This window comes from Tepidiforma sp. (assembly GCF_034432735.1).
Taxonomy (GTDB): domain Bacteria; phylum Chloroflexota; class Dehalococcoidia; order Tepidiformales; family Tepidiformaceae; genus Tepidiforma.
Window position 1 is genome coordinate 1 of sequence record NZ_DAOUBJ010000096.1, and the last position, 10,704, is coordinate 10,704.

11 protein-coding genes are annotated in these 10,704 nt (G+C 69.4%); 6 read left to right on the forward strand and 5 right to left on the reverse strand.

What is annotated here, in order from left to right; translation table 11 throughout:
* Positions 1–399 (reverse strand): energy-coupling factor ABC transporter permease (locus tag VAE53_RS09160; protein ID WP_322819073.1); only part of this gene is annotated, 399 nt, incomplete at its 3' end.
* Positions 400–522: 123 nt separating this feature from the next.
* Here VAE53_RS09160 and VAE53_RS09165 point away from each other — a divergent pair.
* Genes VAE53_RS09165 through VAE53_RS09175 form a run of 3 tightly spaced genes read left to right on the forward strand, consistent with a single transcriptional unit; the run spans position 523 to position 2,980 of the window.
* On the forward strand, positions 523–1,386 hold the full coding sequence (locus VAE53_RS09165; RefSeq protein WP_322819074.1) for an MBL fold metallo-hydrolase: 864 nt from the start codon (positions 523–525) through the stop codon (positions 1,384–1,386).
* Complete coding sequence (locus VAE53_RS09170; RefSeq protein ID WP_322819075.1) at positions 1,383–2,444, forward strand: hypothetical protein; 1,062 nt, start codon at positions 1,383–1,385, stop codon at positions 2,442–2,444. The genes VAE53_RS09165 and VAE53_RS09170 overlap by 4 nt, the downstream gene beginning before the upstream one ends.
* Positions 2,438–2,980 carry a hypothetical protein gene (locus tag VAE53_RS09175; protein ID WP_322819076.1) on the forward strand — a complete coding sequence of 181 codons (543 nt, stop codon included), beginning with the start codon at positions 2,438–2,440 and terminating at the stop codon, positions 2,978–2,980. Before VAE53_RS09170 ends, VAE53_RS09175 begins: the two co-directional genes overlap by 7 nt.
* 7 nt (positions 2,981–2,987) lie before the next feature.
* On the opposite strand, the gene VAE53_RS09180 is transcribed toward VAE53_RS09175, so the two are convergent.
* The 4 genes from VAE53_RS09180 to VAE53_RS09195 form a co-directional block, all read right to left on the reverse strand.
* Positions 2,988–3,821 (reverse strand): hypothetical protein, encoded by an 834-nt coding sequence (locus tag VAE53_RS09180; protein WP_322819077.1) that lies wholly within the window; start codon positions 3,819–3,821, stop codon positions 2,988–2,990.
* Between the two features lie 74 nt (positions 3,822–3,895).
* On the reverse strand, positions 3,896–4,636 hold the full coding sequence (locus VAE53_RS09185) for an SIMPL domain-containing protein (RefSeq protein ID WP_322819078.1): 741 nt from the start codon (positions 4,634–4,636) through the stop codon (positions 3,896–3,898).
* Positions 4,633–5,445, reverse strand: a complete 813-nt coding sequence (locus VAE53_RS09190) for a hypothetical protein (RefSeq protein WP_322819079.1) — start codon at positions 5,443–5,445, stop codon at positions 4,633–4,635. Before VAE53_RS09190 ends, VAE53_RS09185 begins: the two co-directional genes overlap by 4 nt.
* On the reverse strand, positions 5,442–6,059 hold the full coding sequence (locus VAE53_RS09195; protein WP_322819080.1) for a sigma-70 family RNA polymerase sigma factor: 618 nt from the start codon (positions 6,057–6,059) through the stop codon (positions 5,442–5,444). Before VAE53_RS09195 ends, VAE53_RS09190 begins: the two co-directional genes overlap by 4 nt.
* A gap of 81 nt (positions 6,060–6,140) precedes the next feature.
* Here VAE53_RS09195 and lepB point away from each other — a divergent pair, with 81 nt between their 5' ends.
* The 3 genes from lepB to VAE53_RS09210 are packed head-to-tail and all read left to right on the forward strand — an operon-like array spanning position 6,141 to position 10,703.
* A complete protein-coding gene (gene lepB / locus VAE53_RS09200) occupies positions 6,141–9,515 on the forward strand; it encodes a signal peptidase I (RefSeq protein ID WP_322819081.1) in 3,375 nt (1,124 codons plus the stop codon).
* Between the two features lie 47 nt (positions 9,516–9,562).
* Entirely contained in the window at positions 9,563–10,141 is a 579-nt protein-coding gene (gene pyrE, locus VAE53_RS09205) for an orotate phosphoribosyltransferase (protein ID WP_322819082.1), read from the forward strand.
* Between the two features lie 46 nt (positions 10,142–10,187).
* Positions 10,188–10,703 carry a DinB family protein gene (locus VAE53_RS09210; protein ID WP_322819083.1) on the forward strand — a complete coding sequence of 172 codons (516 nt, stop codon included), beginning with the start codon at positions 10,188–10,190 and terminating at the stop codon, positions 10,701–10,703.
* Position 10,704: the final 1 nt, after the last annotated feature.

Genomic DNA, 10,704 nt, shown 5'->3' on the forward strand with positions numbered 1-10,704 from the left:
GATGGCCCGGTAGACCCAATAGCCGCCCATGGTGCCGATGATGCCCATGTTGAAGATGTTGGCGCCGAGGACGACAAGTCCGCCGTCCTGGAAGACGATGGCCTGGACGGCGATGACGCAGGCCATCACGACGGTGCCGGCGTAGGGGCCGAGGAGGATGGCGGCGAGGACGCCGCCGAGCAGGTGTCCGGAGGTGCCGCCTGGAATCTGAAAGTTGAACATCTGGCCGGCGAAGATGAAGGCGGCCATGACGCCCATGAGGGGGATGGCGCGGTCGTCGAGGCGTGCGCTGGCGCGCTGAAGGGAGATGGCGAGTGCGAGGGCGGTGATGGCCCAGAACGCGATGCTGACGGGGACGGAGAAGAAGCCGTCAGCGGCGTGGAGCAGGAAAAGCGGCATGGTCGGTCCCCTGGTTGTCTGCTTCTGCGGCCGCATTTTACTCGCATCGTTTTGCAGTTACGAGCGGGGAACAGGAGTGGGTGCGGTGGCGGTCGGGGTCGGGGGGCGGGTATCGTTGGCGGTATGGAGCCGCCAGTTCGTTACCGCGTGGGGGATCTGGACATCGCGGTGATTTGCGATGGGTACATCAAGCTGGACGCGGGGGCGGTGATGGGGCTGGTGCCGCGGGTGGTGTGGGAGCCGATCATTGGGCGGGAGAACATCGACGCGGAGCACCGGATGAAGCTTTCGTTGAATTGCATCGTGGTGCGGAGCGGCGAGGAGATTCTGTTGGTGGATACGGGGATGGGCGACAAGGTGCGGGGCACGCCGCGGGAGCGTGGCTTCCCGGGGGAGTATGGGCGGCTGTTGGAGGGGCTGGGTGCGTTGGGGCTGGGGCCGGAGGACGTTACGGTGGTGGCGAACACGCACTTGCACGCGGATCACTGTGGTTGGAATACGAGGCGCGCGGAGGATGGCCGGCTGGTGCCGACGTTTCCGCGGGCGCGGTATGTGGTCCAGGCGGGGGAGTTCGAGGCGGCGATGCACCCGAACGAGCGGACGAAGGGGACGTACTTCGAGGAGAATTTTGCGCCGCTGGCGGAGTCGGGGCAGCTGGAGCTGGTGACGGGAGAGACGGAGCTCATCCCTGGGGTGAGGTTCTGGCCGACGCCTGGGCATACGGCGGACCACGCATCGGTGGTGTTGAGCTCTCGCGGTGAGACGGCGATCTACACGGGCGACTTGGTGCACCACGCGGTGCAGGTGGAGCGGCCGGCGTGGATCGCTGCGTTCGACATTCTGCCGCTGATGTCGCTCGAATCGAAGAAGCGGCTGGCGGAGCGGGCGCTCCGCGAGAATGCGCTGCTGATTTGCGTTCACAATCCGTTTCCGGGGGTGGGTCGTTTGCGGGAGCGGGATGGGCGACGGACATTCGAGCCGGCATGAGCGAGGGGACGATGCGGCTGGCGCTCGGGGATACGCACGTGGCTTTCGGGGCGCGGATGGACGCGCGGCGTGGCTGGGAGGTGCCGCTGACCTACGGCGACCCGGGGCTGGAGTACGCGGCGCTGCGCGAGTCGGTGGTGGCGTTCGACGCGAGCTGGCGGAGTCGGGTGATGGTGACGGGCGGGGATGCGGTCGAGGTGCTGCGGGGGGCGCTGGCTGGGCATCCCGAGTATCTGGAGGAGGGCCGGGCCGGGCGTTTCGCGATGCTCGACGAGGCGGGGGACCTCGCCGACCTGGTGCTGGTGGCGCGGACGGGGGGTGCGGCGTATCTGGTGAGCGGTGAGCCGGACCGGCGGGGTGAGCTGCTGCGACGGCTCGAGGCGGCGGTGGGCGAGGGGTACGAGGTGCGGGTGGAGGACCGGACGGCGATGACGTGTGCGTTGGTGCTGGCGGGGCCGGCGGCTGCCGCCCGCACGGCGGAGTTCGTGGCGGAGGCGCTGCCTGGGCGGCTGGCGCCGCTGCACTGCGCGGCGTTCGAGTTCCACGGTTTTCGGGCGCTGGCGATTCGGACGAGCGATACGGGGGAGGACGGATTCGTGCTGGTGTTGGCGCCTGTGGTGGCCAGTCATCTGCTTGGGACGCTGCGGTCGGCTGGGATCGCGCTGGCGGGGTGGGAGGCGCTGGAGTCGGCGCGAGTGGAGGCGTGCATTCCGGCGTGGGAGCCGGACCTTTTGCCCGGGCTTTCGCCTGCCGAGGCGGATCTTGATGTGCTCCTCGGCATCGCTGGCGGGCGCGAGGGACGGATCCTGGCAGCGTTTTTGTTGGAGGGGCCGCCGGTTTCGGTGGGGACGCCGGTTCGGGGGAGCGACGGGCGGCAGGTGGGCGAGGTGCGTTCGTGCGTGTTCGCGATGGGATTGAACGCGGCGGCCGGGCTGGCGATCATCGATGCGGCGGCTGCGTTCCCAGGCGCGGAGCTGGATGCAGGTGGTTCGCGCCTGTTGGTCGCGGCGAAGCCACTCTACCGACGCAGGATGGAGGGAACCGCGCAGCGATGGTGAATCTCTCGGAACTGGCGGCGTACGAGCCGCGGTGGCCTGGGGTGGTGGAGATCAACTTCCAGGACCAGTGGCGGGCGCGATGGGTCGACGAGCAGGTGCTGCCTGCGAATGCGCCGGTGAACTACGCCTATGGGATGGTGGTCGCTGGCGAGCGCGGGTACGTGGTGCGAAGGCCGGGCGAGAGGGCTTGGGCGATGGTCGAGGGGGAGACGGGCGAGCAGCATGCGCAGGCGTTCGTGGAGGCGGAGACGCGGATGCGGATGGGGATCGAGCCTGGGTTGGTGGACCTGATCGGGTTTTTCGAGTGCAAGGCGACGCGACACAACCGGGCATTTCCGCAGGGGACGCTGACGGTGCGGCCGCTCTTTCTGGTGGTGGCGAAGGAGGTGGGCGATGCGCCTGCGGGTTGGGAGCGGCGGCGGATGCCGATGAACGAGTTCATGGTGGCGCTGCGTTCGCGATACCCGGAGCTGGACGAGTACCTCGGGAAGGCGGCGCTGCGCTATGCGGTGTTGCGCAAAGAGGGCAAGGCGTAGGGCGGGCTCATTCGCCGTAGGTGCGGGCGAGCAGTTGGTAGAGGTTCGGGTCGTAGGAACGGAGCCAGTCGCGGTTGCGGCGACCGGCGGGGTCGGTATGGAGGAAGTAGGCCTGGGTTCCCTCGGCGAAGTATTCGTCGGCGTTGGTGGCGGCATAGTCGTCGCGGTATTTGCCGGCGGCGATGGCGTCGGCGTAGAGCTGGCGGACGTCGAAGTAGTCGGCGGGCGGGAGAGCCCAGCCCATGACGAGGTGGCCGAGTTCGTGGTAGAGGATGTCGATGCCGCCGCAGGGTCCGGTGGGGCGGCCGAGGAGGTCGTCTTCGTTGACGGTGACGACGGGGTAATCGGCGCGGTCGGCGACACCGCAGACGTGGTCGAAGAAGTTGCGTGCTCCGGCTTCGTCGAGGCAGCGGAATTCGGGAAGATCGAGGATGCCTTGGCCGCTGGCGGCGACGATGACGTAGGCACCATCGGCGGCGAGGAGGGTTTCGAGGTCGTTGCCGGCGAAGAAGCGTTCGACGGTGGCTTTGGCGGCTTGGATGGCGCGGGGGGAGACGCGGGCGTTGGCGACGATGGCGATGCCGGCGGCTTCGGTGACCTGGGTGTATTCGGGGGCGAACCGACGCGGCTGTCCTGGGCCGGGCATGCGCGCGACGCTCTGGCAGACGTCGCCGGCGGCTGCGGCGATGGTCGCGGCCGACGGGGGCGGGGCGGGGGTGGTTGTGGGGCGGGCGGCGGGGCTGCTCGCCGGGCCGACCGTTTGGAGGACGGCGATGGCGGCGCCGGCGAACGCGAGGATGGCGATGGCGGCGAGGGTAGCGAGGACGAGCGGCGCTCTCACTCCAATAGGTTCGGGCTGAGCGGGGCCGCTGTAAACGGGGCGAGGAGCGATCTTTTCCGGGCCTTGCCGTGGTGTCAGGGTTCGATCTGGTAGCGGACGGTGACGGTGACGGTGACGGTGGATTCGCCGGTTTCGATGGGGGTGGAGTCAGCGCCGATGCGGCCGCCAGCGGGAAGGCCGAGTGGGATGGGGCCGCCGGAGATGGTTTCGGTGATGGCGACGACGGTGCCGAGTCGCACGCCGGCGGCGGCGGCGTAGGTTTCGGCGCGGGTGCGTGCGTCTTCGATGGCGCGCTGGCGTGCGGTTTTCTGGAGCTCTTCGGGGTCGCTGAAGGTGAACTGGAGGCCTTGGAGGCGGGCGGCATCGCCGGCGGCGTCGAGGGCCGCGTCGACGATGGTGGCGAGGCGGCCGAGGTCGCGCACGCGGACGGCGAGTGTGTTCTGGACGAGGTAGCCGGTGATGGTGGGGGTGCCTGGACGGCTGTAGTCGTACTGAGGGGAGACGGAGACGGACCGGGTCTGGATGTCGCGATCGGCGACGCCGTTCGCCTGGATGGCTTGGATGAGGCTATTGGCTGCTCGCGCGGCGCGCTCGCGGGCGTCGGCGACGGATGCGGAGGCGATTTCGATGGCGAGGTCGAGGATGGCCATGTCGGGCGGGGCGCTGGCCTCGCCGGTGCCGCTGACGGTGATGCCGTTTTCCACGGCGGTTTCTCCTGTGAAGACGGTGGTATCGGGGCTGAAGCACCCAGCGAGGAGCAGGGCGCCGAGGAAGGTAGCTACGAGCGGGGCGAACCGTGCGTTGCGGTCGGTCATGTTTTCCGCCTCCGTGTCATTTCGACGGCACCGAGGGCGAGGAGCGCGGCGAGGGCGAAGGCGCCGGCCGCGAGCAGAGAGCGGGGCGGGCGGGATTCGTTGGCCGGAGCGGGCGAGCCGGCCGCGGTGGTGGCGACGGGTGCTTCGTTGCCGGTGGCGCTGCCTCCGGTGTGCTCGCTGGGGCTACCAGGGGCGGCGGCATCGGGCGGGGGTGCAGCTTTGGTTTCCGGTTCTGGCGCCGCGGGGACGAGCTCGGGCGCCTCGGTCGCGCCGGCGCCGAAGGCACCGCCGGTGGGTGGCGAGGCTACCCCGGCTTGGGGGGTGGGCGCGGCCGGTCGCTCGGTGGGAGCTGCTTCGGGAGCGGAGAGGGCTCCGGCTTCTGGGGCTTCGGTGCTCATGAGCGTCGGGCCTGCGCTCGTATCGCGAGCAGCGCTGGAGATGTGACCTTCGTCCGCGTCGCTGGTGAGGGTGGCGACGGTGACGATGGCGAAGAGGAGGAGCGAGGCGGCGGCGAGCCCTCGGACGCCGTAGACGATGGCTGGCGGAAGCGTGCGGCGCGGCGCTGGGGCAGGCTGCTGCGAGGCGAGCTGGGCTGGGTCGAGGCGAAGGGAACGGGCGGGTGAGAGGAGTGGCAGTGCACGGAGGGCGCGTCGGAGGGCCTGTTCTTCTTCGAAGCGGCGACGGCATGCGATGCAGCCGGCGAGGTGCTGCTGGAGGCGGGGGGCGGCGAGGGGGGAGAGTTCACCCGAGACGGCGTCGGTCACGAGCCGATGCCAACGACGGTGGGGGCGGAGGAGACGGTGGATCATGGTTGCCCTCGGACATTGGGACGCTGTGGGTGCGCAAAACGTTCCCCGCGGGCGAGGAGGATGGCCCGAAGGCGCTCGCGGCCGCGCGAGAGGCGGGATTTGACGGTGCCGAGGGCGACGCCGGTGATGGCGGCGATCTCGTCGTACTGGAGGCCGTGGACATCGGCGAGGAGGACGACGTCGCGCTGGTCTTGGGGGAGTTCGCGGAGGGCTCGTTCGAGGGCCGGGGCAAGGGTGCGGTCGTGGAGGGCGGTAGCGGGGTCGGCGGTGGGGTCGGGGGGGTCGATGGCCGGTTCGTTGGCGTCGTCGGTGGCAAGGGAGCGAGTCGGGAGGCGGCGCCTTCGGCGGCGCAATTCGTCGCGGGCGTGGTTGAGGGCGATGCGAAGGAGCCAGCCACGGAAGCTACCGCCGCGGAACTGGGCGATGGCGCGGTAGGCGGAGAGGAAGGTTTCCTGGGCGGCGTCTTCGGCGGCCGTTCGCTCGCCGAGTTGGCGGTAGCAGAGGGTGAACACGAGGGCCTGATAACGGTCGACGAGGCTGTTGAAGGCGTCGAGACTGCCGTTTTTTGTCAGAGAGACCAGGTGCTCGTCGGGGGGGTCGAGCGTGTCGGTCATGTGGGCCGAGGGTAGGTCAATCGGCTGTAAAGGGCGACGCTCGAGCGGCGCCCGGAGCAGCGGGGAGGCTATGGTACGCTGATGACGATGGACAATGGCGAGGGTCGGCCCCTCGACGAGATGGAGTCGGGACAGCAGGACCCGCAGGACTGGTACTTCGACCTCCCGAGCGATGCCTGGCAGCGGCAGGAGGAGAAGAACCGGCTCCTGCGCGAGCGCGTGCGGCGGAACGAGGCCGAACAGCCGGAGCGGCGCGACCCGTGGACGCTGAACCGGCCGCCGCGTGAGGGGCCGAAGAAGCGCGGTCTGTTCGGGTTCGGGCGGAAGAAGAAGGAGGAGTCGGCGGAGTGGCGCGGGCGCGGGTTCGAGAACGCGGGACGGGGATGGGAGACGGACGAGCCGGACGAGGAAGCCGACGGGTGGTCGACGGAGCGGCTCGTGTTCGACGAGCCGGCGCAGGAGCTGAGGCTGAAGCCGCGCGAACCACGTCCGGATGCGACGCCGGCGTTCGGGGAGCGGGCGGAGACGTCGGCACCGTTGGGCCCGATCGAGCCACCGCCGCTTCGGCTGCGGTCGCGAAGCGAGCCGCCGGCGGAATCGCGCTTGAACTGGGACTTTGGCCCGGGCGCGTGGCCGGAGAGCCCGCAGTCGGAGACGAATGGCGCAGAGGATGGCTCGGAGGACGAGGAGAACATCTTCGCGCGGATGCAGGCCTGGGCGGAGCGGGGCCGCGAGGAGCAGCAGCGGCGATTCGGGCTAACGCACGAGGATCTGCACGCGGGGGCGGAGGAGCCGGAGGGGTTCGACGAGATCGAGGCGGCCGCGGGGGATGACGACCGCGCGGTCGAGGTAGCGGCACCGTCGCCGGCGGCGATCTCCGAGGTGCCGGTGGATGACGAAGGCGCGGCGGAGGGACCCGGCGAGCAAGGGGAGTCCGGCTTCGGTGGCGGCCTCTCCCTCGTCCGACGTCACCGAACGGAGGACTCGGGTGAGCAGACGGTGGAGCGGCGTGGAAGCAAGTGGGAGGAATTCTTCGGGCTGGGGAAGGTGGAGGACGAGGGCGGGGTAGGGGTGTCGGAGGGGCTCGCGGCGATGCGCGAGTGGGCGAAGAAGAAACCGTTGAGCGACGTCCACGACCTGAGCGAGGTGCCGGAGGAGTTTTTGAAGCCGTTCGACTGGGAGGTCGAGGAGCGCCAGGCCGGGACCGAACCGGCGGCGGACCCGTTCGCGGCCTTCCGGGCGGAGCCTGCGGAGGAGCCGGCGGATGCCTGGCCGAGCGCGGAGCTCGCCGGGACCGAACCTGGGGCGGACCCGTTCGCGGCTTTCCGGGTGGAGCCTGTGGAGGAGAAGCTGGCGGACGGTTTGCCGGACGACGACCCTCTTGCGGGTATCTTCCCGGTCACGGGCGTTCGATCGGGCGCCGCCGAAGAAGAACCGGGTCCCCCTAAACGAGGGTTCTTCGGTCGCCTCTTCGGGCGGAAGCAGGAGCCTGTCTCCGAACCGAGCCGGCAGGCCGGGCCGCCCGCGGAGGGACCATGGGATTTCGACACGGAATCGGAGCCTGCTGGCGGGGAACCGTGGTCGTTCGAGGGTGCGCAGTCCGAGGCCGAGTCCGCTGGGAGCGAGCGCCTTGGGGACTGGGCAAAGGCTGACGATACGCCGGCGGCACACGACTTCACGTTCGGGGGCCTCGGGTCGGGGGCGCGCGGTTGGACAGACGGAGAGGGCGGGGAGAACGAACCGACCGACGGCTTCAGCGGCTCCTTCGTTGGCGATGGGGTCAGTGATGACGACGAATGGGCGCCGGAGGTCCCGCCGGTGTTGTCGGTCGATTCCGCGTGGAGGGTCGAGCCGGAGCAGCCGCGTGCGGAGGAGACGGACGCAGAACCGGAGTGGGCGCCGGAGGCGACAGCGATGAGTCCATCGGACTTCGGCGCTGCGGTCCAAGCCGCTTTCTGGTCGGCGGATGCCGAGGAGGAGGTCGCGCGGGTTCCCGAGCCGGCCAGCACGCCCGAGCCCGTAGCCGACGAGGCGCCGCGCCCTTGGTGGGAGGCGGTCGAGGCAGAGGAGACGGTCGAGGAGGCGGTCGCGCACGTCGACGTGCCGGCCAGCCCCGCCGAGCCCGTGGCCGACGAGGCGCCGCGCCCTTGGTGGGAGGCGGACGAAGCGGACGCCGATCGGAAGGCACCTCTTGTCTCTCCCGCCTCCGCGTGGTCGAGCGGGTCGACCGGTCGATTCGAGGATTCCGACGACGACATGTGGGGCGCCATCGCGGAGACGGCGCAGCAGGCAGCGGACGCTGGATACGAGGTGGAAGTAGATCTGGCGGCGAGCCTCGAGGCGCAGATGGGCGCAGCGCTCGAGGAACCGGCGTGGGCGCAAGCGTCGCCAGCCGACGAGGCGGCGTACGAGTTCGTTTCGACGGAAGAGGACGGCGACGTGATCCTCAAGGCGTTCGAGGCGCACGCGGCGACGCCAGAACCGGAGGAGGACCCGGCTGCGGTGGCGGCGCGGGAGGCGGAGACTGCCGCGGCGCTGGAAGCGCTGTTCGGCGATCAGGGCAACCGGATTGTCGAGGAGGCCGGGGAGGAGCCCGAGGAGCGTCCGTTCATCCGGATGGCGGCCTGGGCGCCTCAGCGGAGCGCGAGCCCCGACGATGGCTGGGGGCCGGCGGACGAGGTGGTTGCGGAACTCGAAGCGCGCAACAATCCGCTGGGGTTCGATCTGAAGCCCGAGGGGATGGCGTCGGCATGGGCGACACCCGGCGCCGTGGAGGTCGACCACGAGACGGCGGCTCGGGGCGACGGGCGACTGAAGGCCTGGATACGCGAGCTGGTCGAGACGGTGATGCTCGCGGTGCTAATTTTCCTTTCGGTGCGGGCGAGCTTCGGGAACTTCCAAGTGGACGGGAATTCGATGTACCCGACGCTCGAGAATGGGCAGTTCTTGATCGTGAACAAGTTGGTGTACTCGGAAGTGGATTTGGAGAAGCTGTCCACCTTCCTGCCGTTCATCGATGCTGGGAGCGACCCGACGCGCTACGTGTTCCACGGGCCGGAGCGGGGGGACATTATCGTGTTGCGGGACCCGCGCGATCCGAGCACGGACCTCATCAAGCGGATCATCGGTTTGCCGGGCGAGACGATCGAGATTGTCAACGGCAAGGTGTACATCAACGACCGGTTGCTCGAGGAGCCGTACATCACGACGCCTTGGAACGACACGCTGCCGAAGATTCTGATTCCACCGGACGAGTACTTCGTGATGGGGGACAACCGGAACAATAGTCTCGACAGCCGGAGCGCGCAGGTCGGGCTGGTCTCGAAGGATTTGATCATCGGGAAGGCGACGCTGAGCTACTTGCCGCTGAGTCGGTTCGGGCTAGCGCCGAACGAGAAGGGCGTATTGACCGAGCAAAAGCCGGTTCTGACCACGAAGCGCATCGGCGAGGAGTAGTGCGCCCCAGGGGGGACCAGAAGCGCGGGAAAGCGTACGCTCGGGGCATGACCGGGACACCACTTACGCGGGAGCAGGCGTGGGCCTTGCTCGAAGGGCGCGGCGCGCTACTGCGGGGGCATTTCCAGTATGCGAGCGGTCGCCACGGTGAGCTCTATATCGAAAAGTTCCGCATCCTCCAGTGGCCGGATGTGACGAGTGCGCTTTGCGAGCAGATTGCCGAGCGGTTCCGGGGGATGGCCAACGTGGTGGCGGGTCCGACGACGGGTGGGGTGATTCTGGCGTACGAGACGGCGCGCCACCTCGGCCTGCGGGCGATCATCGCGGAGAAGCGGGAGGATGGGAGTGGCGAGCGCGAGTTTCGGCGAGGGTTCGAGCTGGGGCAGGGCGACCGGGTGTTAGTAGTGGATGATGTGCTGACGACAGGGGGAAGCATTCGGGAGGTGCTGCGGGCGGTGGAGGAGCGGGGGGCGCAGGTGGCCGGGGTGGGGGTGCTGGTGGACCGGACGGGGGGGAAGGTCGACTTCGGCGTGCCGTTCTTCGCGTGCCTGGAGGTGCCTGCCGCGTCGTGGGAGGCGAGCGAGTGCCGGCTCTGCCGGGAGGGGGTTCCGCTCGTCGTTACGTGAGCGTGGAATCGCGCTTCGGGGGTCGCTGCGGCGGTAGAATCGAACCGTGCGCTATGTGCCGGCTGCTGCGGGGAGCGACCCCTCGTTCTTGCTGAAGGCGCTCGGGGAGGCGAGCGGCGAGTTGGCGCGGGCGTTCAGCGGGGTGCGGGAGCGGGAGCTGCTCCGGCCGGCGCCATGGCCGGACGAGGGATGGTGTCTGCTGGCGGTGCCGTTCCACCTGGTGCAGGTGGAGCGGGGATTCCAGGAGCAGGTGGCGATCATCGGGTCGGGCGCTCGGGGCGAGCCGGAAATCCCGCACGTGGACCTGGACGATATCCCCTTCGAAGCGGACTACGCGGAGCTGGACCTCGACCTTTTGCTGGATGAGCTCCACTACCTGAGGCGGCGCACGTCGTACCTGCTGTGGGAGTGTTCGGAGCGGGACTGGCGACGAACGGGGCGGCACCCGTACCGCGGTTCGGTATCGCTGCTCGAGCTGGCGCGGGAGGCCTATCAGCACGACCTCGAGCATCTGTGGCAGGTGCGACGAATGCGCGAGGCGGTGGGCGGGACAGGGCGGTGAG

Coding starts and splice junctions, on each gene's coding strand:
- VAE53_RS09185 (WP_322819078.1), bottom strand. CDS start 4,636: ATGACCGACCGCAACGCACGGTTCGCCCCGCTCGTAGCTACCTTCCTC.
- VAE53_RS09195 (WP_322819080.1), bottom strand. CDS start 6,059: ATGACCGACACGCTCGACCCCCCCGACGAGCACCTGGTCTCTCTGACA.
- lepB (WP_322819081.1), top strand. CDS start 6,141: ATGACGATGGACAATGGCGAGGGTCGGCCCCTCGACGAGATGGAGTCG.
- VAE53_RS09190 (WP_322819079.1), bottom strand. CDS start 5,445: ATGATCCACCGTCTCCTCCGCCCCCACCGTCGTTGGCATCGGCTCGTG.
- VAE53_RS09175 (WP_322819076.1), top strand. CDS start 2,438: ATGGTGAATCTCTCGGAACTGGCGGCGTACGAGCCGCGGTGGCCTGGG.
- VAE53_RS09170 (WP_322819075.1), top strand. CDS start 1,383: ATGAGCGAGGGGACGATGCGGCTGGCGCTCGGGGATACGCACGTGGCT.
- VAE53_RS09165 (WP_322819074.1), top strand. CDS start 523: ATGGAGCCGCCAGTTCGTTACCGCGTGGGGGATCTGGACATCGCGGTG.
- pyrE (WP_322819082.1), top strand. CDS start 9,563: ATGACCGGGACACCACTTACGCGGGAGCAGGCGTGGGCCTTGCTCGAA.